The sequence below is a fragment of the Singulisphaera photorubra genome, from assembly GCF_045290345.1.
GTDB lineage: Bacteria > Planctomycetota > Planctomycetia > Isosphaerales > Isosphaeraceae > Singulisphaera.
Genome location: NZ_CP155447.1, coordinates 2,896,493 through 2,921,806 on the forward strand (window position 1 = coordinate 2,896,493; position 25,314 = coordinate 2,921,806).

21 protein-coding genes are annotated in these 25,314 nt (G+C 61.6%); 15 read left to right on the top strand and 6 right to left on the bottom strand.

What is annotated here, in order from left to right:
• Window positions 1-193 precede the first annotated feature (193 nt).
• Window positions 194-6,217 carry an Ig-like domain-containing protein gene (locus V5E97_RS11240; RefSeq protein ID WP_406699414.1) on the top strand — a complete coding sequence of 2,008 codons (6,024 nt, stop codon included), beginning with the start codon at window positions 194-196 and terminating at the stop codon, window positions 6,215-6,217.
• 552 nt (window positions 6,218-6,769) lie between these two features.
• On the opposite strand, the gene V5E97_RS11245 is transcribed toward V5E97_RS11240, so the two are convergent.
• Window positions 6,770-6,937: a hypothetical protein gene (locus V5E97_RS11245; protein WP_406699415.1), complete on the bottom strand. Its 168-nt coding sequence runs from the start codon at window positions 6,935-6,937 to the stop codon at window positions 6,770-6,772.
• A gap of 350 nt (window positions 6,938-7,287) precedes the next feature.
• On the opposite strand from V5E97_RS11245, the gene V5E97_RS11250 reads away from it, so the two are divergent.
• The 8 genes from V5E97_RS11250 to V5E97_RS11285 all read left to right on the top strand — a co-directional run bounded on the left by V5E97_RS11250 (window position 7,288) and on the right by V5E97_RS11285 (window position 12,562).
• On the top strand, window positions 7,288-7,545 hold the full coding sequence (locus V5E97_RS11250) for a type II toxin-antitoxin system ParD family antitoxin (RefSeq protein WP_406699416.1): 258 nt from the start codon (window positions 7,288-7,290) through the stop codon (window positions 7,543-7,545).
• A 58-nt stretch (window positions 7,546-7,603) separates the two neighbouring features.
• A complete protein-coding gene (locus tag V5E97_RS11255) occupies window positions 7,604-8,218 on the top strand; it encodes a type II toxin-antitoxin system RelE/ParE family toxin (protein WP_406699417.1) in 615 nt (204 codons plus the stop codon).
• Window positions 8,219-8,456: 238 nt separating this feature from the next.
• On the top strand, window positions 8,457-8,666 hold the full coding sequence (locus tag V5E97_RS11260) for a hypothetical protein (protein ID WP_406699418.1): 210 nt from the start codon (window positions 8,457-8,459) through the stop codon (window positions 8,664-8,666).
• A 446-nt stretch (window positions 8,667-9,112) separates the two neighbouring features.
• Window positions 9,113-9,976, top strand: a complete 864-nt coding sequence (locus V5E97_RS11265) for an NAD(P)-dependent oxidoreductase (RefSeq protein ID WP_406699419.1) — start codon at window positions 9,113-9,115, stop codon at window positions 9,974-9,976.
• On the top strand, window positions 9,973-11,220 hold the full coding sequence (locus tag V5E97_RS11270) for an MFS transporter (protein WP_406699420.1): 1,248 nt from the start codon (window positions 9,973-9,975) through the stop codon (window positions 11,218-11,220). Before V5E97_RS11265 ends, V5E97_RS11270 begins: the two co-directional genes overlap by 4 nt.
• 39 nt (window positions 11,221-11,259) lie before the next feature.
• Entirely contained in the window at window positions 11,260-11,460 is a 201-nt protein-coding gene (locus V5E97_RS11275; RefSeq protein WP_406699421.1) for a hypothetical protein, read from the top strand.
• 121 nt (window positions 11,461-11,581) lie between these two features.
• Complete coding sequence (locus V5E97_RS11280) at window positions 11,582-12,280, top strand: class I SAM-dependent methyltransferase (protein ID WP_406699422.1); 699 nt, start codon at window positions 11,582-11,584, stop codon at window positions 12,278-12,280.
• Between the two features lie 42 nt (window positions 12,281-12,322).
• Window positions 12,323-12,562 (top strand): hypothetical protein, encoded by a 240-nt coding sequence (locus tag V5E97_RS11285; RefSeq protein ID WP_406699423.1) that lies wholly within the window; start codon window positions 12,323-12,325, stop codon window positions 12,560-12,562.
• Window positions 12,563-12,822: 260 nt separating this feature from the next.
• Here the strand turns inward: V5E97_RS11285 and V5E97_RS11290 are convergent, their stop codons facing one another.
• Window positions 12,823-13,857: a DUF1559 domain-containing protein gene (locus V5E97_RS11290; protein ID WP_406699424.1), complete on the bottom strand. Its 1,035-nt coding sequence runs from the start codon at window positions 13,855-13,857 to the stop codon at window positions 12,823-12,825.
• Window positions 13,858-14,091: 234 nt separating this feature from the next.
• Here V5E97_RS11290 and V5E97_RS11295 point away from each other — a divergent pair, with 234 nt between their 5' ends.
• A complete protein-coding gene (locus tag V5E97_RS11295) occupies window positions 14,092-15,009 on the top strand; it encodes a sugar phosphate isomerase/epimerase family protein (protein WP_406699425.1) in 918 nt (305 codons plus the stop codon).
• Window positions 15,010-15,246: 237 nt separating this feature from the next.
• Here V5E97_RS11295 and V5E97_RS11300 read toward each other — a convergent pair whose 3' ends face one another.
• From V5E97_RS11300 to V5E97_RS11310, 3 genes are all read right to left on the bottom strand, one after another.
• Window positions 15,247-15,381 (bottom strand): hypothetical protein, encoded by a 135-nt coding sequence (locus V5E97_RS11300; RefSeq protein ID WP_406699426.1) that lies wholly within the window; start codon window positions 15,379-15,381, stop codon window positions 15,247-15,249.
• Between the two features lie 308 nt (window positions 15,382-15,689).
• Window positions 15,690-15,962 (bottom strand): ferritin family protein, encoded by a 273-nt coding sequence (locus V5E97_RS11305; protein ID WP_406699427.1) that lies wholly within the window; start codon window positions 15,960-15,962, stop codon window positions 15,690-15,692.
• 76 nt (window positions 15,963-16,038) lie between these two features.
• Entirely contained in the window at window positions 16,039-16,170 is a 132-nt protein-coding gene (locus tag V5E97_RS11310) for a hypothetical protein (RefSeq protein ID WP_406699428.1), read from the bottom strand.
• A gap of 169 nt (window positions 16,171-16,339) precedes the next feature.
• Here V5E97_RS11310 and V5E97_RS11315 point away from each other — a divergent pair, with 169 nt between their 5' ends.
• The 4 genes from V5E97_RS11315 to V5E97_RS11330 all read left to right on the top strand — a co-directional run bounded on the left by V5E97_RS11315 (window position 16,340) and on the right by V5E97_RS11330 (window position 20,751).
• The gene (locus V5E97_RS11315; protein WP_406699429.1) at window positions 16,340-17,512 is read left to right on the top strand and encodes a zinc-dependent alcohol dehydrogenase; all 1,173 of its coding nucleotides are present in this window, start codon (window positions 16,340-16,342) and stop codon (window positions 17,510-17,512) included.
• 100 nt (window positions 17,513-17,612) lie between these two features.
• Window positions 17,613-18,101, top strand: coding sequence for a YciE/YciF ferroxidase family protein (locus V5E97_RS11320; protein WP_406699430.1), 489 nt, complete (start codon window positions 17,613-17,615; stop codon window positions 18,099-18,101).
• Between the two features lie 32 nt (window positions 18,102-18,133).
• Complete coding sequence (locus tag V5E97_RS11325; protein WP_406699431.1) at window positions 18,134-18,799, top strand: HAD family hydrolase; 666 nt, start codon at window positions 18,134-18,136, stop codon at window positions 18,797-18,799.
• A 770-nt stretch (window positions 18,800-19,569) separates the two neighbouring features.
• Window positions 19,570-20,751: a carbonic anhydrase gene (locus V5E97_RS11330; protein ID WP_406699432.1), complete on the top strand. Its 1,182-nt coding sequence runs from the start codon at window positions 19,570-19,572 to the stop codon at window positions 20,749-20,751.
• 1,950 nt (window positions 20,752-22,701) lie between these two features.
• Here V5E97_RS11330 and V5E97_RS11335 read toward each other — a convergent pair.
• Complete coding sequence (locus V5E97_RS11335; protein ID WP_406699433.1) at window positions 22,702-23,133, bottom strand: hypothetical protein; 432 nt, start codon at window positions 23,131-23,133, stop codon at window positions 22,702-22,704.
• A gap of 299 nt (window positions 23,134-23,432) precedes the next feature.
• On the opposite strand from V5E97_RS11335, the gene V5E97_RS11340 reads away from it, so the two are divergent.
• On the top strand, window positions 23,433-24,803 hold the full coding sequence (locus tag V5E97_RS11340) for an IS1380 family transposase (RefSeq protein WP_406699434.1): 1,371 nt from the start codon (window positions 23,433-23,435) through the stop codon (window positions 24,801-24,803).
• Window positions 24,804-25,314: the final 511 nt, after the last annotated feature.

Consider the following 25,314-nt stretch of genomic DNA (forward strand, 5'->3'; position numbering starts at 1 on the left):
CCGCCGGGAAGCTCGGCGGTGCCGTCGTTCGATGGCCGTCTGACGAATTACAGGGAAAATGTGTCGATCGGATGATGAACATCATCGCGTGCCACTGTGGAATTCACTCGTCGCCGTACAAGAACGCACCCGGATTCCGAAACGTCCATCCGACGGGTTTTGACCCGGAATCAAGAATGCAGGAGACACGGCGATGAATGGTTTCTTTGTGCCGGGGCGTCCGCGGAAGCATGGCGGTTCACGGACGGCAGTGAAGGAGGCGCGACGGGCGCGGGTCGCAATCGAGCGGCTCGAAGGTCGAATGCTTCTCGCGTACTCGACCATTCCAGGTTCGTACGTTGTGAACGGAGCATTTATCGGGACGGTGAGCATTCAGGGGAACAATAATGCCGATTCGCTGGTGATCGCCAACGATACGGCCACGAACTTGTTGACCCACACCGGCGACGACAACACCGGGGGCGGGGCCGGTCAGTTCGCGGACCAGTACGATTGGGACTCGGCGACCCCCGGCAGCCAGCACCTCGCGGCCAACTCCGGTACGACCCTCTCTTTTATTATTGGCGCTGGGGCGGTCACGCACGATGTCACGCTCGGCACGCCAGCGTCGCCGGCGAGTGGTTTCGCGGGCACCCGGTTCACGAATCTAGCGGGTCCTGTCGGAGCCACCCGAACGATCACGGTCGACGATAGCACCGGGACTGTCCAGGCGGCCGGGGCCAACGCCTATTCCATTGCCCTGAACACCGGGCCGAACTACATCCTGTCCGGGCCCAACTTTCAGCTCAATGAGACGGCCTTCGCCAACGGTGGCGTCACTCTCAAGGGGGGCACCGCGGCCAACACTTTCAACCTCGTTTCGACTTTTGCCGGGGAGCCCGTCCATCTGGTCGGTGGATCGAACAATGACACGTTCAACATTCGGGGAATGTCGGGGACGGTCACGGTTGATGGAAACGGTGGCGCCGATTCAGCCGTCGTGGGCAATGCCGGAAGCGTTGGGGGGATCAACGGCTCGTTAAGCGTTTCCGACACCGGCGGAGCGATGGCGCTCGAGGTGAACGACTCGGCCAGCGCGGGCGCCCGCGTCGTGGCCATCGGGGCGAGCGCGATCACGGGCTTAACGAACAGTACGCTCACCTACGCCAACCTGTCGAGCCTGCGGGTCGATACCGGCAGCGGCGCTGACACGGTGACTGTGAACGCAACGCCCGCCGTTACCACGCTGAACACAGGCGCCGGCGGCGACACGGTCAACGTTCTCGCGACGACCAGTCTCCTCGCCATCAACGGGCAGAATGGGGCCGATACGGTGAACGTCGGCAATGCCGGGAACGCGCAGAGCGTTCAGGCCGCCTTGACCGTCTCGAACACAAATGGATCGACGTCACTTAATATCAATAATTCCGCGGATGCTGTCGCTCGGTCCGTCAACGTCGGCGCGAGCACGATCACCGGCCTGATCCCCGGAACCATCACGTTTTCCAATCTCAGCCATTTAAGGCTCGACGGCGGACTTGGCGGCAACGTCTTCGCGATCAACGACCCATCGAGTGGGGATGTCACCGTCAACGCGGGCGGTGGAGACGACACGGTCAACGTCCTCGCGCTCAATACCGCCCCCCTGGTGGTCGACGGCCAGGGCGGTACGAATTCCGTCAGAGTCGGAAGCAACGGGAATCTGGCGGGGATTCAGGCCGGCGTCTCCGTGACGGACACCGGAGGAACAACCGCGCTCATCGTGGACGACTCGAACTCCGGGATCGGCCGAACCTATGACGTCACGGGAGTCCAGGTCGCCGTCTCGGGGCTCGCCGGGACAATCACATTCGGCGTCGGCGTGCCGTCCCTGACGATCAATGCCGGATCAGGCGAGGATGCCGTCTCTGTTGATGCGTCGGTCGCGAGCAGTCTGACCACGCTCAGCGTCAATAGCGGGGCGGGAAGCGACTCCATCAACCTGCGGAACGTGAACGCCGGGCTGACCGTCAACGCCGATACACAGGCGGGGGTCGCGGACGTTACAACGGTCGGCGACGCGGGGATTCTCGCTGGAATCCAGGGGGTCGTCAATGTGAGCGGCTCGGTTGGCGGAAGCCTGATCGTGGACGACTCGGCGAATGCCGCCGACGCGTCGCTCACGCTGGCAGCCACCCAGATCAGCAGCGACTCGTTTACGGGGGCGATCCACTATTTCGGGTCGTTCTCGGCCGTCGAGGTGAGTGCCGGCTCGGGCGGGAATCTCCTGACCATCACGGACACCGGAGCGGCGGCCCTCACTCTTGTGAAGACAGGCACCGGCTCCAATTTGATCCGCGTGCTTGGTACGTCGTCGCATCTCGGCATCGTGGGTCAAGGCTCGGATGAAGTCAACATCGGAGACGCGGGCAGCCTCCAGTCGATTCTCGGCTTCGTCGCTGTGGATGGCGGCCCGGGAGCGATTGACCTCTGGGTTGATGGTTCCGCCGATCTCGTGGGACAGAGTGCGACGCTCGCGGGGGCCGGAGTCGCCGCCTTCTTGACGGGCATGGCGCCTGCCTCCATTTCGTATCGGGTCAGCGCGGTGGAGAGCCTCCTCATTGACGGCGGCGACGGCGACGACACCTTGACCGTCGACTTCTCCGGCGGCAATCCCGTTCCCTTAGACAGCCTCGGCTACGACGGCGGCAACGGAAGCAACACGCTGAACCTTCAGGGAGGCACGTTTGCCCTTGAAGACTATTTCGGCTTCGCTCCGGGAGCAGGCGTCATTCTTCTTGATACGTCGGCCGTTCTCTTCTCGAATTTACTTCCGATCAATGACGTCACCCACGTGGTGGACTTCGTATTCTCGGCCCCCCCTGGCACCAGCATCTTGAACCTGGTCGACGGCCCGATCTTCAACGGCTTCCAGACCGCCCAGTTCAACAGCGGAGCCGTGCCGACGTTCGAGTTGATGAACTTCGCGAACAAGACCAACGTCACTATCGAAGGGGCACAGTCCGCGACGAGCCTCACGATCAACAATCCGACGGCCGCGGATGGGCTGGAAACGCTGACTCTCAACACCCAAGGCGGCAGCGATCAGGCGGTCATCATCGCCGCGCCGCTCGCGGTCGAGTTGTCAGTCAACCTGGCCGGGGGGAATGACACCACGAGTGTCAATGGCCCTGGGCTCGCGGCGGAGACCACGTCGATCGTCGACGGCGGCCCCAACTTCGATACCTTGACTTACGACGCGGGTGGGGCCTCCGTCGTCGTCACCGCGGGCGCAAGTCCGGGCGAGGTGCTCATTGCTCGGGCGGGTTCTGGCACGCTCGACTCGCTCAACTTTGAACAGATCACCATCAACAACTCCGCCCCTGTTCCCCCCGTCGTCGGCCCGGTCCAGACGCTTCAGGGGGTCGAGGGCACGCCGATCATCGACGCCACCCTTGCCACGTTCACGAGTACGGCCCCTGGGGCGAAGGCGGCCGATTTCCTCGCCACCATCACGTGGGGCGACGGCACGACTTCAGCGGGCACGATCACCCAGGACGCCGGCGACCCGAGCCTCTTTTACATTACGGGCACACATACCTATGGCCTCCAGGGGACGTACGTCCCCGCGATCTCGATCGTCTCGACGGGCAGTTCCGGAACCACGGTCGTGAACGGCGTGCCCGTCACGACCCTCACGCCACCGAGCGGGCCCGTCGCAACTACCGCCAACGTCAACGTGGCCAACGCCCCGCTGGTGGTCAACGTCTTCTCGGTCACCGGGACGCAGGGGATCGAGATTCCGGCGGGGGCGATCGCGACCTTCCAGGATACCGGAGGGGTTCATCCGGTCGGTGATTACACCGCGACGATCGAGATCGTCGACTCGAACAACACGGTCGTCGTCAGCGTCCCGGCGGCCTCGATCGTTGCGGGGGGGGCGGCGGGTAGCTTCCTGGTGAATGCCCCCGCGTTCACGCTGGGGCAGCAAGGGACCTACATCGTCAGGGTCTCGGTCACCGACACCACGCTTCCCAGTCCGACCACGCAAACAGGCACGGCCCAGGCCATCATCGACGCCGCCAAGCTTTCCGCGACCGGAGTGAATGTCAACACGACCGAGGGCCAGACTTTCACGGGCCTGGTCGCCACCTTCACCGACGCGAATCCAGGGTCGTTGGCCAGTGACTTCACCGTCACGATCCTCTGGGGCGACGGCCACCAGTCGCTCGGCACCGTGACTGAGACTGACCCCGGGGTCTTCACCGTCTCGGGCACGAATACGTACGCCGACGCCGGGTCCTACGCCCTATTCGTCACGATCCATGACCAGGATGGCCGAACCGTCTTGGCCGCGGCGACCGCGACCGTGGGCGATGCCGCTCTGTCGGCAACGGGCCTCGCGATCTCCGCCGCCGAGTCGCAGCCATTCAACGGCGCTGTCGCCACCTTTACCGACGCGAACCCGCTTGCGACCGCCGCGGACTTCACAGCCTCCATCGATTGGGGCGACGGCTCGCCGATCTCGGCGGGAACAATCTCGCAAGCCGCCAACGGGACGTTCTTTGTGAGCGGAAGCCACACCTACGGTGCCTTCACTCCGATTGGCTCACCCCACACCGTGACGGTCACCATCCGGGACCAAGGCGGAGCCAGCGCCTTGGCGACTGGTTCGGCGACCGTCTTCAGCGCCAGCCTGAACTCGACGGGCGCCGCGGTCTCGGCCGTCGAGGGGACGCCGTTCAGCGGGTTGGTGGCCACGTTCACGGATTCGGGCGGGGCCAAGCCCGCCGCATCCTATACGGTGGTCATCGCCTGGGGCGACGGCACCACCTCGCCACCGACCACGGTGACCGCCGTGGGTGCGGGCCCGCTCGGCACGACCTACACCGTCAACGGCTCGCACACCTATGCGAACGCAGGCTCCTATGCAACCAAGGTAACGATCACGTCTCTTGGTGGGAGCGTCACGGTGGCCACGGGCTCGGCCACCGTCGCCGATGCCCCGCTCACGGCGCAGGTCGCGTCCCTCTCGGCCACGCAAGGGGTGGCACTCGTTAATGCGACCGTCGCCTCGTTCACGGACGCAGGGGGGGCTGAGAGCGTCGATCACTACTCCGCGACGATCAACTGGGGGGATGGCACGCCACTGGTCGGCGGAATCATCGTGAGCGACGGAACGACGTTCCGGGTCCTCGGGACGCACAAGTACCTGGAAGTCGGGCTCTTCACGATCGGCGTCACCATCAACGAACACGGCGGGGCCGGGACGACGGCCTACGGGGCCATCAACGTCGCGGTCTCCAACACCCCACTGACGCTGACCGGCGGGCTCGATCCCTCGAGCGATTCCGGCGTGTCGCAGACCGACGGAATCACCAAGGTCCGGACCCCCACGTTCGTGGGAACGTCGCAGCCCGGTTCGACGGTCCGGCTCTTCGCCGTCAACGCGGGCCAGCCGACCGTCACCATTCCCATCGGAACCACGATCACGGATGCTTCCGGTTCCTGGCGAATCACGAGCCCGCCGTTGGCGGACGGAACTTACTCGATCGTCGCGACGGCCGTCGCCCAGAACGGCGTGACCACCGCGACGTCAGTCCTTCCGCCGCTCGTGATCGACACCGTGGGACCGACGGTCTCCAGCCTCCAGTTCGACCCGCTCCATGGCCAGCTTTTCGTCGGCCTCCAGGACAACCGCTCGGGGCTCGATCAGCGCGGCCTGCACGACGGAGCGAACTTCGTTTTCACCAAGGCGGGGGCGCGTCCCGGCCGGTTCCTGGTCACCCGCCTCAATGTGTCGCCGATCGTTTCCGGAACGTCTCCACAGACGGTCACGGTGGTCGTCAACGGTGGTCGCCTGCTCCGCCGCGGTCAATATGCCATGACCGTACTCTCACGAGGCCTCCAGGACATCGCCGGGAATGCCCTTGATGGCGAGTTCTACGGCACTTTCCCGTCAGGAAACGGCATCCCCGGCAGTAACTTCGCGGCGCGGCTCGACCGGATTCACAACCGCGTCTCGGCCCCGAAGCCGTTCACGACGACCGCCTCGCCCAACGCGTCGCCCGGAACGCCGGGCCAGCCCGGCCTCGTCAAGCAACCGTCGGCTGCTCTTCGGACGCACGACGAGGCGCTGGCGACAGTCGCCACCGCTTCCGGAAAGCGGAGCCGCGACGGTGGAAAGCGAACCGGAATTCCATTGCGACTCCGGGGTCAGTTCGGCGTCGAAATTCATCGCCCGCGCAAAGCGGATTGACAGGAGCATTTCATGCGTGCGTCCCTCCACGGCCCGGCCGTGGAGGGACCGCCCCGAGTAAATTGGCCCCCGGTTTCTCGAGCCTCCGGCAAGTGGAACAATCGCGAGCCAGGCACCTCGGCTGGAAAAGGCAGGTGCTTTGAGTGGTTTGCTGGAAATGATCCTCAAATGGCTCTTTTTTTACACATCCCATGCTTCTCTGCTGAAGTCCCTGGCCACAACTGCTCTGCTCCTTTGATAACCTGATGTCGCGTTCTTTATAAAAGTAAGTGGATGTATACAGGAAGTGGGCGCCAACGCCAGGCACTTCAATGGGGCCGTCTGGAAGGTTTGGGTGTGGCTTCGCCCTGGCTCGCACTCTCGGTCGACTTCCCAAGACTCCTGGCTTACTCCGCTTAGGTGCCTGGCCACCGGTTCCTCTTCACGTGCAGTGTCTGCGGCAATTACGGCCAGCAAGTGAGCGCGGGCATTGTGAGGACCCCGCATCTTCAGCGGGTTCTGGTTGCCCCAGACGATGCGGCCGATGCGAATGTGGCCATTCGCAACCTGTTGCTAGAAGTAAATCCGACAGGGAGTGTGGAAGCCGGGCGGCGGGGTTGAGGGCCGATACTTGCGGCCGGACGCCTTGGCGGCTGCGCGGCCCTCTCTGCGGGCGCGTGCCTGCTCTTTGTAGAACTGGAGCCTTTCCGGGAGCGTCATCCGCTTCTTTGGAGCAGCCATCGTTCGGCGACTCCCAAAATCACATTATACGTCATGAACATGACTTTAGAAAATTATTCTTGACATAAGTTTGAATGTGAAAACGAGGCATGCGCAAATAGCCAGTGGGTATTCCTGGAAGTGCAATCATGCCAACTCCTGAGCCTAAGCCTCGGGAAGCTCAGCCTGTGATTGATTAATAGGTTTAGCAGAGCAGGAGCCGACGGCCAATGTCTCAAGTGCCGTTGAATGCGGATTTTACATCACAGTATACAGGGTGGTCTGTGCGATTGTGTGGATGCGAGACTCCCTCTTTCTTCTTGGCAAAGTTTACCATGCAGAATAGGATGCTCTTTGAGGAGACTCAGATTATGATCACGATGAACATTTCCCTGCCCGACGAAATGAAAGCTTTTATCGAGACGCAGATTGCGGCCCATGGCTATGCTTCGACCAGCGAATATCTGCATGCCCTGATTCGCGAGGCGCAGAAACGCCAAGCCAAGCAGGATTTGGATGCCAAGCTTCTGGAAGGGCTTCAGAGCCCGGCCAGTGAGCTGACCGATGCGGATTGGGACGGCCTGCGGCAGCGAAATTTTGAGCGGAGCCCCGACCTCCGGGGCCATTGATGAAGCAACGGATCATCAAGCACGCGCGTGTGCTGGAGGATTTGGAGCAGCGATCCGAATGCATATCCGCCAGCAAAACCCTCTCGCCGCATTGCGTTTTCTCGATGCGGCCGAAGCCACGATTCGCCAACTGGCTGCCTCGCCAGGCTTAGGCGCCCGCTACGCTCCCGAACACCCCGCTCTGGCTGAGCTTCGCTTCATCCCCATCGCCCGCTTCAAAAACGATCTGGTCTACTACCTGCCGCTGGCGGACGGGATTGAAGTGCTGCGCGTACTACGGCGCCCGGGATATTCGCCATATCCTGGCGGAAGATTTCGGTGTTTACGATGTGGAGGACGAGCAGTAGGCACTTCAATGGGGCCGTCTGGAAGGTTTGGGTGTGGCTTCGCCCTGGCTCGCACTCTCGGTCGGCTTTCCAAGACTTCTGGCTTAGAGTCTGTCTCGGAAGGTCAGGCTGAGCTGGGAAATGAAGGACATTTGGGTGCCACGGGTTCCGTACTCGGAACCCGTGTGCCCCAGGCCAAGGCATTCCCGCATGGGTTCCGAGTACGGAACCGCATGGCACCCGGAAGATCGTCAAAAACCCCGGTGGGATTCGCCTTCTGGGACAGACTCCTACTCCGCTTAGGTGCCTGGCTTCCGGTTCCCTGTACATCCTGCGCTACCCGGTGATCTGGCTGCTGTAGAACTCGGGCTGCTCCCTGCTGATTGCTACCGTCCTCTCGGTCCCCGTCGCGGTTGCGGCCCATCTCCTGGTTGAGGAGCCGGTCCGCCGGCTCCTCATCAACGGAGCTGAGACGTATTCGCAAGATCCATGTTTTCCAGTTGACTTGGCCGGTGCGAATGCTGTGGAATTTGTTCGGTGGCTGCAATTGGTAGGGAATCTAGGCGTTCGTTAGAGGGACCCCCCATGGCAGTTCCGATCACCCGTCGCTCATTCGTCATGACTTCTGTGCTGGCCGGCGTCGCGGCGTGTGCGAACCGCGCCTTCGGCTCCTACTTCGACTACTCGTTCACCCATGGCGGTATTACTGACAATGACCTCGTCTTGTTTCAAAGCGCCATGGGCTACGCGAAGCGGCTGACGAACATGGATATCATAAACAACTATATCGGGTGACACTATTGGGGATATTCGTCAATTTTGACGCAATCTGCATAGTGTAGGCAAGATGGTGTTTGGCTTCGACGTGTTCTGTGATGACACCCGTCCACAAATGCCATTCCAGTTTGCCCAAACAGTGGCAATATTGACGAATGTCTCGTTTTTGCTTCCCCAGGTTGCGAGCGACGAGGAAAACCCGAGGGGTTGCCGCCAGTTCGGTCGTCGACGAGGAGGTCTCAGAGCCCAGGCACTTCACTGGGGAGGTTTGAGATCTTCAGGGAAGGCCTCAGTACCTTTTTTTGATGTACCTGGCCACCGGCATTGGTCCCGGATGTCGTTGACCATCCGGCCGCAGGAGCCTTTCGCTGCGGGCGGGCAGGGGGTACGATGCCGCCCCGATGCCCGCGTCGAGCACGATTCGATCATGGTCCACATGCTTGGCCATCTCCCCGGAATCCGACATGAGCGTTGAACGAAAGATCGGCGTGATCGGCCTCGGCTTGATGGGGACGGCGATCTCGCTACGGCTCCTCGAGCACGGCTATTCCGTTCGGGTCTGGAACCGGACCCAAGAGGAGGCCGCGCCGCTGGTCGAGCGAGGCGCGGTGTGGAGCGACGCGGTGGCCACGGAGTGCGACCGGGTCGTCATCTGCCTCTATTCGAGCGACATCGTCGCGATGGTGGTCGGCCCGCTCCTGCCTGATCTCCGCGCGGGCCAGGTGTTTGTCGACACCACGACGGGCGAGCCCGCGCAGAGCGAGGCGATGGGAGCGCAATTGGCGGCCAGGGGCGTCTCGTATCTCGCCGCGCCCATCTCCGGCTCCAGCGAGCAGACACGCCGGGGCGAGGCGACGGTGATCGTCGGCGGCGGTCGCGAGGCGTTCGAGGGTTGCGCCGATTTGTGGCCCGTACTTGGCCGGAACGTATTCCACGTCGGCGGATGGGGCGACGCGGCGAGGATGAAGTTGGCGAGCAACCTCGTGCTGGGCCTGAACCGAGCGGCGCTCGCCGAAGGGCTGGCCTTCGCCGAGGCGATCGGCCTCGAGCCTGCGGCGGCGCTCGAGGTGCTCAAGGGCAGTATGGCCTACTCGCGCGCGATGGACGTGAAGGGGCGAAAGATGATCGAGAGGGACTTCAGCGTGCAGGCAAGGCTCTCCCAGCACCTCAAGGACGTCCGCCTGATGCTCGACGCCGCGGCCGATGCGGGACTGTCGCTGCCGCTCTCCGAGACTCATCGTCGGCTGATGGAACGCGCCGAGGCCGAGGGATGGGGCGACCTCGACAACAGCGCGATCATCGACGTCTATAGGAGTTCCAGTCCATGAGCGGGGCGTCTCTCTCTCCCAGGGCACGCGCGGCGGTCCTGGCGGCCGCTTTCGCGGGCCTCCTTTTCGACGGCGTCGAACTCGGGCTCATGCCGGTCGCCTCGCTCTCCGTCTCCAAATCGCTCCTCGGCGAGGCCTTCACGCCCACGCTCGGCGGCACTTGGTTCGCGCGGTTCACCGCGGCCCTCATGTTCGGCGCGGCGGTGGGCGGGATCGCGCTGGGCCACCTGGGCGATCGCATCGGTCGCGCGCGGGCCATGGGGGTGAGCATCCTCTGCTACTCGCTCTTCGCCGCCCTCGGCGCGTGGGCGGAGACGCAAGAGCAGATGCTCATCCTGCGGTTCATCGTCGGGTTGGGCGTGGGGGGGATGTGGCCCAACGGCGTCGCCTTGGTCTCCGAGTGTTGGCCGGATGCCTCGAGGTCCTTCGTCTCCGGCGTGACGGCGGCCGGGCTGAATGTAGGCATCCTCATGCTCTCGCAACTGGCGCGGATCTGGCCGATCACCTCCGACTCCTGGAGGTGGGTCTTCAAGCTCTCCGGCGCACCCGCCGTCCTCGGTGTCCTCGTGCTCGTCGCGTTGCCGGAATCGCCGAAGTGGCTGGCGGCGCGAGGCGAGCCCGGACGTCGGCCGCCGCGCCTTCGGGAGCTCTTTCGGCCCGATCTCCTCCGCATCACCCTCGCGGGCATCGTCCTCAGCGCGATCCCGATGGTCGGGGCGTGGGCCGCCAGCAAGTGGATGATCCCTTGGGCCGACAAGGTGGCCGGCTCGGCGAACGCGCAATACAAGGCCGAGACCCAGGGCTGGTGGGCCCTCGGCGCCACCCTCGGTTGCTTCGCCGGCGCACAGCTCGCGAGCCGGCTGGGGAGGCGCCTGAGTTACGTCCTCATCAGCGCCGGCTCGGCGGCGATGACGTTCGCGATGTTCCAGCTCACCGCGCCGCTGCGGCCGTCGTTCCATCCCGTAGTCTTCGCGCAGGGATTCGTCGCCACGCTCTTCTTCGGCTGGCTGGCCCTGTATCTGCCGGAGCTCTTCCCCACCCGCGTGCGCGCCTCGGGCGTCGGCCTGGCGTACAACTCGGGTCGCTTCGCCACCGCCGTCGGCGTGGTGCTGGCGGGGATGCTTTTCACCGCCCTCGGAGGAGACTACCCCCGTGTCGGAGCCCTGTGCGCGCTGATCTACGGCATCGGCGTCCCCATCATCTGGTGGGCGCCGGAGACCGCGAATGAGAGTCTGAAGACCTGACCAGGATGCGGAAGTCGCGAACGATCGCCGGAGGGTGTTATGAAAAAGTCCCCGACCTGTCCTCTATGTTCCGGCCGCATGGAACGGCACCAAGAGGTTGTGGTTGAGTTCGCGACCGAAGGCACGGCCTACACTCTCGCGTGGGTCTGTACCGCGTGCTCCGCCGCGTTCCCGATCGCGGTCAGCAAGAGCGGCCTTTTCAAGAAGCCTCAGCCGTTCTACGAGGAGCCGACCGAGTGACGCCGGGCCCGCGCCGGACGCGTGAACCGAATTCCGGGAGGGCGGATTGCCAGGCCCGGGGACGTTCGACGAAGATGGGCAGGGCCAAACTGAGATCGGCGGCTCGCGACCCGGAAGACTCATGGACCGAGAAGAACTGCAGGCGGTCTTCGACCAAAAATGTGCCTCAGGCTACGACCAGCAGTGGTCGAAGATCGCCCCGCTGAGAGAAGCCTTGCATCTGCTCGTCGGGGCCGTGCTCTCGGACCTTAGGGACGATGCGCGGATCCTGTGCGTCGGCGCGGGGACGGGCCCGGAGCTGATCTACCTCGCCGAGCGGTTCCCGGGCTGGCGATTTGTCGCGGTCGAGCCCTCGGCCCCGATGCTCGACGTCTGCCGACGCAAGGCCGAGGAACGCGGTATCGCCGCCCGCTGCGAGTTCCACGAAGGCTATCTCGAGTCGCTGCCGCCGGGTGAGGAGTTCGACGCGGCCACATCGCTCCTCGTGTCCCAGTTCCTCCTCGATCGGGAGGCACGCACCGGCTTCTTCCGGGGGATTGCCGATCGGCTCCGCCTGGGCGGATTCCTGGTGAACGCGGACCTGTCATCCGACACGAGCCCGGCGGCCTACCAGAGCTTGCGCGGGATATGGTACCGGATGATGCAGGCCGGGGAACTCACCCCCGAGGCCATCGAAAAAATGCGGGCGGCGCATGACCGCGACGTGGCCCTTCTGCCTCCAGAGGTGGTCGGCGGGATCATCTCGGCCGGCGGCTTCGATTCGCCGGTCCAGTTTCTCCAGACTGGTCTCATCCGCGCCTGGTATGCGCGACGCGTGTGAATCACAAGGGACAGGCCGTCACTGACGCGGCAAGGATGACCTATGATACGGTTCGTTTTCAGCTTCCTCGGGACGATCGGCGGCTACGTCCTCGGGGCGGTAGCAGGCTACTTGCTGGTCTCCCGATCCTCGAACTCGCACGACGGACCGGTCGAGGCGGCGATGACCGGGGCCTTTGTGTCGGGACCGCTCGGCGCAGTCGTGGGGGCGTCGCCGGGTTCCTGCTTGGGAGACGGCGAGGCTGAGTACTGTGGACTCACGCGAAAGAAGCCGGAGGGGTGAGGTGTCTCTGAGGCTGCCATGAACCCAGGCTGCTTCGAGACCCCCGCCGAATTCCGGACATGGCTCGCCGAGATGGAGTGGGTTCGGATCATGACCGAACTCGGTGGGATGCAGCCGACTGGGCTCGCCCCGTTCCAGGCCAGGAAGGAAGCTCGGTCGGGTGTCTACTCCCACGAGCAGGGCGATCTGGACCTGCCCGAGCCCTACCAGGGTCTACTTCGCATGGCCCCCGCCGGACTCCGCAAAATCTGCAACTCATATCAAAAAGAGTCACCTTCCACTTCGCCGGAGCTCCGAGTCGAAAGTTTCTGCCAGACGCCCAGGCGAGTTCCCGGCACGATCGAGTAAGTTCCAGCGACCGGGTCACGCAGGAACGAAGGGACGTCCCCCGTCGTGGGGTCGAAGGCGACCGAATCGACGGTGTCCTTGACGAACCGGACCGAGCCGTCGCAGAAGCCGACGTTGGCACCGCCGGGATGGAAGCTTCCGGCGGCCATGATCCACCTCTTGTGGTTGCCGTCGCGATAGGGAACGCCCCTGGAAACGCCATTGAGCGGGTAGTAGGCCGCGACCATTGAGTTGGCGACGAAGCCGGAGTTCCACCAGCGTGCCGACAGTCGCTCGCTGGGCTTCGGGATCTTCCCATAAGGCGTCTCCGCGAAAAGGATCGTCTGGCCGCCGCCATCGGTGATGTCGGCAAGCCTGACCGAGGAGCAACTGAAGATCACGCCGTTCATGTTCGCCATCTGCGCGGCGTATGCCGGGTGAGTCGGCAGAATCTCGATGCTCCACATGCCCTGACAGCCGCCATAACTCGTGTGGCTCTGCTTGAAGCCGGTGCCGGCAGCCGCTCCATACTCGAAATCAACCACGTTGCGCTCGGACACGAACGGATCGCTCGGACAGCAGAAGATCGAGGGGCCGTTTGACGCGACCGTTGCGTTTGCCGTGGTGATTGCCTGGAGCGAGAAGTTGGCCGAGTTGTACAGCGGGCTGGCCTCGAAGAACGGCAGGATCCGGACGAAAGTACTCAGGCCCCACGCCAAGCCCGGCCCTGTGTCGGAGCGGGACGCGAGCATACCAGGGGGTAGCACGCCGTAAGTGCTTTCGTAGTTCATCACGCCCAGGCCGAGTTGCATGAGGTTGTTGGTGCACTCGGCGCGGCGGGCCGCTTCTCGGGCTCCCTGCACGGCAGTCAGGAGGAGGCCTATGAGCAGCACGATGACCGTGATGATCACCAGAAGCTCGATCAGCGTGAATCCCCGGCGGCCCGTGGTGGAATCGGAATTCGTCACGACGAACCTCCCGCCGAGCGTCGGCGCCCATACGAAGCAGGTCGCCGACAAGTGTCGCAGGGCGCGGCGCGGTTTGCAATGCCGTAACCTTTCCGTCAGGTGACGCGCCGGGTAAAATCCCCGCCATCCTCGTGGTTTACGAACCTGCGGCCGCCGCGGCCCAACACTGGGGTGCTGACACCAGAAATTGGCAGTCTTCACCACCAGCCGCTCATTCAAGGAGCAGATATGAACATGGAAAAGATGATTGGCGGAATGGGGACCCGGCGAGCATTCCTCGGCGGGGCGGCGACGTTCGCCGCGTGTGCCGTGATGCCGCGGGGGGTGCTGGGAGCCGCCGCACCGAAGCCCAACTCCGTCTTCAACGGCGTGCGCATCGGGTGCATTACCTACAGCTATCGCGGTGCCATCGATTCGGCCGAGGACACCCTCAAGGCCCTCATTGAGGACGGGCTCAGCGAGGTCGAGCTGATGGACGGGCCGATCCGGTCCTATGCCGGCATCAGCGGCGGCCGCAGGGGTGCCGGCCCGCAGCCCGAGCCGACCGAAGAACAGCGCCACGCGCAACTGGCCAAGTGCGCTGAGTTGCGCAAGATGTACAACGATGCGGGCGTCAACATCCACATTCACAAGATCCCCTTTGGCCAGTCGAACGAAGCGATCGACTTCAATTTCCAGGTGGCCAAGGCGTTGGGTTGCGTCGGGATTACCCTGGAGCGATCGGAGCCGATGGCCAAGAAACTCGCGCCCTTCGCTGACAAGCACAAGGTCTGGGTTGCCTTCCACAATCACACTAACAACTACCCGATGCTTGATAAGGCCGACCCGATCCTGGCGTATAGCCCGTACATCGGCTTCAACTTCGATATCGGGCACTATTTCGCGGGCACCAAGGGGCTGTCCCCGCTTCCCGTGCTCGAGAAGTACCATGACCGCATCGTCAGCCTGCACCTGAAGGACAGGACCGTCGAAGGCGAGAACCTGCCGTGGGGCAAGGGGCAGACTCCGATCAAGGAAGTCTTGCAGCTCATGAAGAAGGAGAAGTGGACTTTTCCGGCCGACATCGAGGTTGAATACAAGATCCCGGAAGGCTCGAGTGCCGTGGCGGAAGTGGCCAAGTGCGTTCGGTACTGCAAGGAGGCGCTCGCCTGAAAGAAGACGTAGACGCCAACGCCAGGCACTTCAATGGGGCCGACTGAAAGGTTTCCGCTTAGGGCCTGGCCACCGGCTCCTCTTGCGACTGCAACCGACTCCCAGGCGATTGTGGAGTTCCTCGAGCGTGGCGTCTGGTTGTTCCCGGATCACACCTCGGAGTCGCTCGATGTCGTCGGTGCCGAGAGCGGGACGCCGCCCGCCGTTGTGCGATCTGGGCTCGGCGGAGCCGGTCTGTCAGTACTGCTTCAAGAGATGCGCGATTGTGTAAGCGATGATGGAATGCCGTTGGGCAATCTGACACAACGAGCCTTCGCCACATGCCACGGTCTCGAGGATGCGCTCTCGAAGGTCTTGGGAATAGGGTCGCATGAGACGCATCCTGGGGCCAATTCCACTCTATCCATGCGTAAGCGAAACCCTTCTTCCCAGGCGCAAGAGAAACGGTTGGCGCTCTCAATAAGGCGAACCGGGAGGCTTGGGTGAGCTGCTAAGCCGTTGGTCTCGGTTTTCTTTGATTTTCTGATAGGTGACCGAGGTGCTGCAATCGCCGTCGGGTGCCACGGGTTGTACTCAACCCGTGAACGATTGCCCGGGTTTTTGGCTCACGGGTTGAGTACAACCCGTGGCACCCATGATTTGCACATGATTCAATGCAAAGAAAGACCAGGTCCACGTGCTTAGGACTTGTGGTCAGGTTTGCAGTTTTGCTGAATCTCCCCCCCAGGCTTCCCAATTCGTGGCCTCTCACTGACGCCGCTGCCCGAGCGCGTTGCCCACGCCTTGGCGTAGGCGATGACATGGGTGCTGCCGCGCACCGCCGGACCGCTGGTGGTCTCGCAGACCTTCAGCTTGATCGCCTGCGCGTTCAGCTCCAGGAAGAAGTTGTTCGCAAGGTTGAGCTTCAGGCAGCCGCTGGAGTGGACGTAGCTCCCGTTCCAGAAGTTGCCCATTGAGTCCATCGGAGTCGGAGACCAGCTTGGAGAACGGCTGGTAGTTGTCGCGGTCACGTAAGTTGATGGTTTGGAATTAGTTATTCATCAGGATGGATATCGCGCCCGCCTTGCGGCCCTTGGGCTCCTGGACGGCGGCGGCCTCGTTGGCGTCGGGTTGCTTGGGCTTGGGCAGGTTGGTGAGCAGCTTGTCGGCACGGAAAATCACGGAGAAGAGCTTGGTTCAAGCAATCGGTGGGCGGTGATGAACGATTGTTCCTTGGAACTGGCAAATCCCATTACGACGGGCCAACCAATTCGATCAAGTCGCAAATCTCGGCTTATCGTTTGCTCGCGAAAGCCCTGAAGACTCCGTGAATCCACCAAGGAACATCCTGATGAAGGCACTTTGCTGGCACGGCAAGGGCGACGTCCGCGTCGATACCGTGCCCGACCCCAAGATCCTGAATCCGCGCGACGCCATCGTGCGGATCACTTCCACGGCCATCTGCGGCTCCGATCTGCACCTCCTCGACGGCTACCAGCCGACCATGGAGAAAGGCGACATCCTCGGCCACGAGCCCATGGGGATCGTCGAAGAGGTCGGTTCCGGTGTCACCAATCTGAAGAAGGGCGACCGCGTCGTCGTCCCGTTCACCATCTCTTGCGGCTCCTGCTGGTACTGCACGCGGTCCGAATTCTCGCTCTGCGACACTTCGAACCCTAACGCTGAGATTGCCCGTGAGGCGATGGGACAGTCCCCAGCCGGTTTGTTCGGCTTCTCTCACATGCTCGGCGGCTATGCAGGCGGCCAGGCCGAGTATCTCCGCGTGCCCTTCGCGGACGTCGGCCCCATCAAGATCGAATCGGACCTGCCTGATGAGATGGTCTTGTTCCTTTCGGACATCTTTCCCACTGGCTACATGGCTGCCGAGAACGCCGGAATCGAGCAGGGCGACACCGTCGCGGTCTGGGGATGCGGCCCGGTCGCCCAATTCGCGATCCAAAGCGCCTGGATGCTCGGTGCCGGGCGTGTGATCGCTATCGACCGGGTGCCCGAACGTCTGGAGATGGCCAGAAAGAACGGCAAGGCCGAGTCAATTAACTTTGACGAGGACAAGGTTTACGACAAGCTGATGGAGATGACCAAGGGGCGAGGCCCGGACCGCTGCATCGACGCGGTCGGGTGCGAGGCTCACGCCGGCGGCAGCTTCGATGCGGTGGTCGACAAGGCTAAGGCCTCGGTGGGGCTCGCCACGGACCGGGCACATGTCCTTCGGGAAGCGATCATGTGTTGCCGGAAGGGCGGGACGCTCTCCGTACCCGGCGTGTATGTCGGGTTCCTGGATAAAGTTCCCTTCGGTGCCCTGATGAACAAGGGGCTGACCGTGAAGGCGGGGCAGACGCACGTGCAGCGATACCTGGGACCCCTTCTCAAGCGGATCGAAGGCGGGGAGATCGACCCGTCGTTCGTTATCACCCACACGCGGCCACTCGCAGACGCCCCCGAGATGTATAAGACCTTCCGCGACAAGCAGGACGGCTGCATCAAGGTCGTGCTGAAGCCGTAACCTCGACACGATTGCGGATTCAGGGAACAACGTTTGCTCTCGATTCGTTTTGTTTCGATTCAATACCAGGTTGCAGGCGATTTACCCAGGGCTAACATCCATGAAACTCGAATCTCTCCGTGATCTGCTCGTTGAACAGCTCCAGGATCTTTACGACGCCGAAAACCGTATCACAAAGGCCCTGCCGAAGATGGCCAAGGCCGCCACTTCGCCCGAACTCAAGGCTGCGTTCGAGAAGCACCTCGCGGAGACCAAGGTCCAGGTCGAGCGGCTCGAGCAGGTCTTTGAGCACCTCGGCGAGAAGGCGAAGAAGAAAGCATGCAAGGCCATGCAGGGATTGATCGAGGAGGGCGAAGAGACGATCAAGGAGGACGCTGAGCCTGAAGTTAAGGATGCAGCTCTGATCGCCGCCGCTCAGCGCGTCGAGCACTACGAGATGGCCGGCTACGGCACTGTCAGGGCTTATGCCAAGCTCCTCAAGGAAACCAAAGTCGTCAAGCTGCTTGAGGCGACGTTCGCCGAAGAAAAGGCAACCGACGAGGCTTTGAGTGAACTCGCCGAGAGCACGATCAACGTCGAAGCCGCTTGACAGACCTTGGCGGCGGCATGCAAGGGGATCAAATGATTCGCGCGGTGATCTTTGATATCGACGGCACGCTGATCGATTCCGTCGACCTGCATGCCAAGGCGTGGCAGGAGGCCTTGAGGCACTTCGGCCATGATCTTCCCTTCGAACGCGTGCGTCACCAGATCGGCAAGGGCGGGGATCAACTGATGCCCGCCCTCTTGCCCAAGGAGATGGTGGAACGGCGCGGCGAAGAAATCGAAAAATACCGCTCCGACCTATTCAAACGCGAATATCTTTCTCAGGTTCGAGCCTTTCCCGGCGTTCGCGACCTGTTCGAGCGGATCAAGGCTGACGGCAAGAAGATCGCCCTTGCATCCTCGGCGAAGGGCGATGAACTCGCAGCTTATAAGGAAATCGCAAACATCGACGGCCTCTGCGAGGTCGAAACCTCGTCGGACGACGCCGAGAAGTCGAAGCCCCACCCGGATATCTTCGAGGCCGCGATGGTGCAGCTAGGGTCCTTGCCCCCCAGCGATGTCGTCGTAATCGGCGATACGCCTTACGATGCCGAGGCCGCCTCGAAGGCGAATCTTCGCACCATCGGGATGCTCTGCGGCGGGTTTTTCGAGGAGGAGTTGAGGGCGGCGGGCTGCTTCGCGATCTATCGCGATCCCTCCGACTTACTCGCGGGGTATGAGGAGTCAGCTTTAAGCCAGTGATAAGCCGATAAGGGCGGATCAAATCGGCCTTAACTGAGCCTCCTTCTCCTGCCCGCGCCGCGTCACATTCTGGCGAGAGTTCGACTTCACCGGCTCGGGATGGAGATAACGACAGGACCGGAAGTCGGTGGGCAGGCACCTAAATAGGATGAATCATTAGACTTGGATAATCTGCCAAGCCTTGTGGACAGGTTTGCAGTTTTGCTAAACTCGCCAGATTCCCAATTTGAAGCGTGTGGCCACTGATAATACCAGTTGGAAATCCCCGTGTGTGCCACGATCCTCGATCATGCTGCAGCCCCGGCCATCCCCAAGATGGCTGATATAAAATTTTGTTTTATATGGTTTTCTGTCTCGCCGGATTTCCTTGGGTTGACGAGGATATCCACCCGATGAAGGATCGCACCCAAATGCGAACCGAATGGTCTCTACCAGAGTAGATTTGCAAGTCCCACGAGCGTCGATAACGCAAGTGAGGCCTGACTCGAAGTCGATCTGGGGGGTAGAGGAACCCTTTGGGCGTCCTCGTGGCGTGAATAAAGCACCGTATCCAGTCTCTCCAATGTGGTAGCAGACACCGATATGCGCTGATCGCTGCGGCTGCGCAGGAAGGAATACAGGGTTTTAAGCAACTGACGATTATGCCTGCTTGCAACCAGTCAGCTAGGCTTGATATTTTATGCTCGCCCACAGATTTGACTTCTGCGTTCCGGTAAGATCTGATTTCTCGATCGGTTAATCCCTACTGTCTCTGCGAGGCTTTCCCCCCCATGTCTAAGCCCGAAGAAATCAAAAAGCCCGCACCGCTGGTCACCCTCTCGATGACCTTCGACGCCGGGCATCAGGAACCGGCTCGCTTTGCGGTCGCTCCGAATGATTCTAGCCGTCCCGACCCTACGCAGAGCATGCCGACGAAGCCCATGCACCCAGACAAGGTGGGCGAACTCATGGTGCTCGGCAACAACCTGTACGCGAACTTCATCAGCCACTCCAAAGAGGTCGCCAAGAAGTACGAGAAGGAATCGGAGGGCGTTCCCACGGAGGAAACTTTCCACGTCTTCCTGAACAAGCACCAGATCGGCACGCATGACAGCCACATCGAGCACCAAGAGCCCTACGCAGCGGTACTGAGCTGCATCGATGCCCGAGTCCCGCCGGAACTCATCACGGGCCAGGCGGCCAACGACATGTTCGCCGTCCGCACGGCGGGCAACATCCTGCTGGAGCGGGGAGAGGCACGCGGGAGTCTGGAGTTCATTCTGAACAAGTACGCGAGACGACCGCCGCAGGAACAGAAACCGGTGGGAGGTAAGGACGAGCCGGGAGGGGCGAAACCGGAGAAAGAAAAGCCACTGACTGCAGTGCTCGTCCTCGGCCACACGAGATGTGGGGCCATCGACGCCGCGTACGACGCCGTGATCGCAGAAGGTAAGAACCCAATCCTGAGCCGGGAGGAGGAACTCAAGAAGTTGCTCCGGGAGAGCCCGAACCCCTCGCTTGACGCTATCGTGGCTCGGCTCAAAATCGTCGTGCGTGTGGTGATGAAGCTCAACCCGGATCTCGCAGCCTCTCAGAAGCCAGCGGATATCGACGAACTGAAGCGACGCATATGCCACTTCAACACGGAGCTGAACTACCTGGATATCCGCCATATGGCGGAGAAGATCGGCTTGGGTGCCGGATTCAAGGTGTTCTTCGGTTCCTATCACGTCGAAGACTGTGTGATCCGCCGTTCCAACCTGCCGGGCAAGGATGAGACGGCCATGATGGAAGCTCTGGACAAGTACCTGGGCGAGCGAACGCTAGGCTCCATATTCGAATCGCTGAATCAGCCGTGGTCGGTTCCCGATACTCAGGCCAGGCTTCACTCGAAAGACTTTATCTTCGGCGAGTTGATGGATGCCATGAATCGGGATGCCGAAGCGTTTTCGAAGGACTTCGGAAAGCCATGATGCTAATCAGATTCACATAAATAAGTTTTGTGCATATTTGGCTTTGACGCCGGATCAATCCGGTAACCGAAACTGGCCTTCAATCGCCATTCGGGACCAGACTTTTTTTTGTTTTTCACACTTTCGATTCAAGCAGTTCGCCAGCGGTCCATGCCTGAAACAGGTGCCGCTTCGGTCATTCGCGATGAATGGCCGCGTGGCGCTTGTGACAGACAATCAGGGCTTGCGGCAGCGTGCGGCCATTCGCTTGATCCAGGGCTAATCCTCTACGGTTGGCGTGGCGTGGCGTGGCGTGGCGTGGCGTGGCGTGGCGTGGCGTGGCGTGGCGTGGCGTGGCGTGGCGTGGCGTGGCGTGGCGTGGCGTGGCGTGGCGTGGCGTGGCGTGGCGTGGCGTGGCGTGGCGTGGCGTGGCGTGGCGTGGCGTGGCGTGGCGTGGAGATTCGTGCTGTTTTTCGGTCCGGGGTGACGGAGGCGAAAATTCAGGCCGCCGCCGACAGGCTGCTCAGCCTGGCCGCATAACATCTATCAGGTCCCGGAAGCCGCAACCAAGAATCGTGCGGGTTGGGTGAACCATGGGGAAATTCCGTCAGCGTTCTATGGGCGCACACCTGGTTGCTGCAACCATCCGATAGGGGACATTCCCCGCTCAGTCGCACCGTACCAGCGAGCCGTCAAACCAGCGACGACTGCCCCAGCTAGCGAGCCCGTTCCCGCTCCAGTCCCGGCGCCACGCAACGACTCGTCGAAGAGGTATCGATAGTTGGCACCAACGTACAAGACTACCATATCGGACAGAGTAGAGATCACGGCCGGGAGTGCCCACATCCCCATCAGAGCAACACTCACAGCGACCAAAAGGCCGAATTGCCACGCCTTCGTGCGCCGTTCCACGATGACGGCCGCGAGAACCAGACTCGACATGATGAGACCAAAAACGACTCCAAGGATCGAGCCAAATCTCATGCAGTCGACGGCTGAATCCCACACTCGTCTACCCCATGGGATGTCCGGGGTGGTGGCGCGGAAGATTAGCCAACGGATGATTGGAATCGAAAGCGCGGAGAGAATGATGCTGATCGCGCACGACCCCATTGCCCATCGCCACTGGCCAGACGTGGCCGAAGCGACAACTCCCGTGATTGTGCCGGCGACGACAAACGCATAAGCGAAACAGAGAGTTTCTTTCTGCACGATCTCGAATTGCCGCCACGTCACCTGTTGTGAGAAGCCGATGATGGCAAGTGCGGCCACGAGGATCCAAGCCGATGCACCTACCGACATGGCGACGAGAAGACGGGCCGCGAGTAGTACGGATTGAACCTTCGTCCTTCTTGTGAGACCGAGCGGTAAACTCATTGTGTCTGGTCTCTCCGAGGGATACTGCCGGCTCACCAGAAATCGCCGATGCGAACTCCGTGTCGGATTGAGAGTCGGCACCCGCTCGATGCTATCACTCCCTCGTGGTCGGGACAAGCCGAATGTCTTACAGTTGTCAGGTTTGGCTTGCCCTGCCTGATCCTCGCCCAATCCGAAGGACTCGAAAATCGTTCGTAGATCGCGAACCGTTGGCAAAAAAGATCAAACGCAAGACCCCGCGTGAGTTCCGCAGAAAGATCAGATCCGAGCTATTAGTGTGGACCGGCAGTCGGGATGGAGACGCCAACGTCAGGCATTTCAATGGGGCCGTCTGAAAGGTTTGGGTGGGGCTTCGCTCTGGCTCGCACTCTTAATAGAGTTTTCAAGACTCCTGGTTTACTCCGTTCAGGTTCCTGGCCACCGGTTCCTCTTTTATAAAATAAGCCATGCGGTTAGCATGTGAGTGGAAGCTGAAAATAAGAAGAGCGATGGCGAATGTATGATATGTCATCATGGCATTGTCATAGTGGCCATTTAATTATTTCATTAAATAATTTCCTCAGGGCGGCCAATGCCATCTCTTCGGGCGGGAGTTCAGTCGGTTCCCGACTCTTCTTCGTCCTCACCGGTCGGATACTGTGTTATCTCGATGCCAAGTCCGAGTTCACCAGCTAAACGAATCAACGACGGTGGAAGAAAATCACACTGGACCATGACGTCCCTTTGTGCAATCCCGAAGTCCAAGGTAACGCTCTCGATGCCTGGGAAATCGCGGAGTCGGGAAAGTTCATTCCAGTTGATTTCCAAAAATGATGTTGCCTCTTCGATCTGCCCACAGAAGTCATGGAAGTCAGCGTTACTGGCAATGAACGTGATTCCCGAGGTTGAGTGCTTCTTTCCCTCGGGCTTACTCTTCGGGAACAGCGGCTCATCCTTGCGATAGAGTTTGCAGGCTTCGAGATTGCTCTCCGCGATGAACTGTTCGGGATCAAACAGGGTCCCATCGGCACGTAAGACTGCGACCATCGTTTGCCTCCTTCGATTCAATCGTCGTTCCCAAGTGATTTGCTGTCTTAATTGTCTTGAGTTCTTGTTTGTAACTTTCTACTTATGTTTATGTGCATGTATTGTGATTGTCCAATATTCGGGGATCGGAACGCATGCTGGCGGCAAGATGCCGTTCCAGTAGTGGGCGATCTCCGGCGGAAGGACGTTAACCCGGATATTTCATCCGAACTCCGAGCAAATTAGTTGCGCGACGGCCTAACATATTGGAGAATATGGATTAACAACTCCCCATAACCTCCAAATGCGAGGCCGTCGCTATGACACACTGTAACCGCGAGACCCTCGACTTTGCCAGCCTCGGCTCCCAAGCGGTCGTCGCCGATTTCCAGGGGGGGCGGCTCACCTCCGACGCCGGCATCCTCTTGCTCCGCGAGGTCGGCCATCGACTCGGACTCTACGACGCCCTCGACCGCGCCATCCCCGACCCCCGCTGGCTTCCCACCGTCATCCACGACCAGAAGACCATGCTCGCCCAGCGGATCATCGCCCTCGCCGCCGGCTACGAGGACCTCAACGACCATCGGACTCTCCGCACCGACCCCGCCCTCCAGGTCGCCGCGGGCCAGGCCCCCGAAGAGGAGTCGAAGCTCGCTTCGCCCCCCACCCTCTGCCGTCTGGAAAACCGCATCGACCGACCGAGCCTGGTGCGCATCGCCAAGGTTCTGGTCGATCAATTCATTGCCTCCCATCTCGAGCCTCCCGACCACTTGATCCTCGATTTCGACGCCACCGACGACCCCATTCACGGCCATCAGGACGGGCGTCATTTTCACGCGTATTATGATAATTACTGTTTCTTGCCATTGTACGTCTTTTGCGGCGATGAACTCCTGGTGGCCTACCTTCGCCCCAGCAAGATCGACGCCTGCAAGCACACCCGCGCCGTGTTGAAGCTGCTGGTCCGACGGCTCCGCGCCGCCTGGCCGGGGGTGAAGATCACGATCCGGGGCGACAGCGGATTCTGCCGCTGGCGGCTGATGCGCTGGTGCGATTCTCACGGGATCGGCTACGTGCTCGGCCTGGCCAAGAACCCGGCCTTGAAGCGTGCCGGGCGGGATGAGATCGAGCGGGCCGAGCGGCAGTTCCGCCGCAGTGGCCAACCGCAACGCGTGTTCGGCTCGTTCTCGTACGGGGCGGGCACCTGGGATCGACCGCGGCGTGTGATCGTCAAGGCCGAACACACGGCCAAGGGGACGAACCCGCGGTTCGTGGTGGTCAACGTCCCGGGCGATCCCCAAGACCTCTATGAGGAGGTGTATTGTCAGCGAGGCGAGATGGAGAACCGGATCAAGGAGCAGCAGTTGGACCTGTTCGCGGATCGGACGAGTTGTCATCGCCTGTTGGCGAATCAGTTTCGCCTGCTGTTGAGTTCGGCGGCGTACGTGCTGGTCCAGGCCTTACGTCGGCTGGCGCTTAGGGGGACCGATCTGGCGCGAGCGCAGGTGGGGACGATCCGGCTGAAGTTGTTCAAGGTGGCGGCGCGGGTGAAGGTCAGTGTGCGCCGCGTGGTGTTTCACCTGGCGAGCAGTTATCCCTATCAAGGGGTGTTTCGCGAGGTTTATACCCGTTTGCGGGCCGATCCGGCGTCGCGGGATCGGCCCGCGGGATTGGCCCGCGGGATCGGTTGAATTGGAGGGAGCGATGGTAGCAGAGGACCCCGGGGCCGGGGGTCAGGGGGAAGGTGCGTGCGGCGGGGGGGGGCCGTAGCGGTCCTTGGTCGCCGAAGCTCCGAAAAGTGTTTATTTGTTCCATGCCTGCAAGGAGTCGGGAGGTAGTCGGTGGCCATGCACCGAAATAGGGTGGACCAGGAGGTTTGAGTAGGCTGCCAAGACTCGTGGGCAGGTTTGCGGTTTTGCTAAACTCCCCAGATTCCCCAATTGAGGCGTGTGGTCGCTGATGGTTCATGGCCACTGATGGTTCTCGAACGCTCGCACCAGAGCTTGGCTTATCGAGCGGCCTCCGAGGTCTACCATGATGTCGAGCCGGTCGGGCCTGGAGGGGAGAACTGGGCCCAAGCATAGCTGAAAATCTGGGTCGAGTGGTCCGGGCAATGGGGACCACTTCACCTGTTGCTTCGCGCCGCTCATGCGGTCACGGTTGAATGGCTTTTCCATCCAGGCCATCGGGCCACCTCCCGAG

Bases quoted from the DNA above. Each gene is read 5' to 3' on its own strand.
- V5E97_RS11305 (WP_406699427.1), bottom strand. From the start codon at position 15,962: ATGGGCAACTTCTGGAACGGGAGCTACGTCCACTCCAGCGGCTGCCTG.
- V5E97_RS11270 (WP_406699420.1), top strand. From the start codon at position 9,973: ATGAGCGGGGCGTCTCTCTCTCCCAGGGCACGCGCGGCGGTCCTGGCG.
- V5E97_RS11265 (WP_406699419.1), top strand. From the start codon at position 9,113: ATGAGCGTTGAACGAAAGATCGGCGTGATCGGCCTCGGCTTGATGGGG.
- V5E97_RS11325 (WP_406699431.1), top strand. From the start codon at position 18,134: ATGATTCGCGCGGTGATCTTTGATATCGACGGCACGCTGATCGATTCC.
- V5E97_RS11240 (WP_406699414.1), top strand. From the start codon at position 194: ATGAATGGTTTCTTTGTGCCGGGGCGTCCGCGGAAGCATGGCGGTTCA.
- V5E97_RS11260 (WP_406699418.1), top strand. From the start codon at position 8,457: ATGGCAGTTCCGATCACCCGTCGCTCATTCGTCATGACTTCTGTGCTG.
- V5E97_RS11250 (WP_406699416.1), top strand. From the start codon at position 7,288: ATGATCACGATGAACATTTCCCTGCCCGACGAAATGAAAGCTTTTATC.
- V5E97_RS11280 (WP_406699422.1), top strand. From the start codon at position 11,582: ATGGACCGAGAAGAACTGCAGGCGGTCTTCGACCAAAAATGTGCCTCA.
- V5E97_RS11245 (WP_406699415.1), bottom strand. From the start codon at position 6,937: ATGGCTGCTCCAAAGAAGCGGATGACGCTCCCGGAAAGGCTCCAGTTC.
- V5E97_RS11255 (WP_406699417.1), top strand. From the start codon at position 7,604: ATGCATATCCGCCAGCAAAACCCTCTCGCCGCATTGCGTTTTCTCGAT.
- V5E97_RS11340 (WP_406699434.1), top strand. From the start codon at position 23,433: ATGACACACTGTAACCGCGAGACCCTCGACTTTGCCAGCCTCGGCTCC.
- V5E97_RS11315 (WP_406699429.1), top strand. From the start codon at position 16,340: ATGAAGGCACTTTGCTGGCACGGCAAGGGCGACGTCCGCGTCGATACC.
- V5E97_RS11335 (WP_406699433.1), bottom strand. From the start codon at position 23,133: ATGGTCGCAGTCTTACGTGCCGATGGGACCCTGTTTGATCCCGAACAG.
- V5E97_RS11285 (WP_406699423.1), top strand. From the start codon at position 12,323: ATGATACGGTTCGTTTTCAGCTTCCTCGGGACGATCGGCGGCTACGTC.
- V5E97_RS11330 (WP_406699432.1), top strand. From the start codon at position 19,570: ATGTCTAAGCCCGAAGAAATCAAAAAGCCCGCACCGCTGGTCACCCTC.
- V5E97_RS11320 (WP_406699430.1), top strand. From the start codon at position 17,613: ATGAAACTCGAATCTCTCCGTGATCTGCTCGTTGAACAGCTCCAGGAT.
- V5E97_RS11295 (WP_406699425.1), top strand. From the start codon at position 14,092: ATGGAAAAGATGATTGGCGGAATGGGGACCCGGCGAGCATTCCTCGGC.
- V5E97_RS11275 (WP_406699421.1), top strand. From the start codon at position 11,260: ATGAAAAAGTCCCCGACCTGTCCTCTATGTTCCGGCCGCATGGAACGG.
- V5E97_RS11300 (WP_406699426.1), bottom strand. From the start codon at position 15,381: ATGCGACCCTATTCCCAAGACCTTCGAGAGCGCATCCTCGAGACCGTG.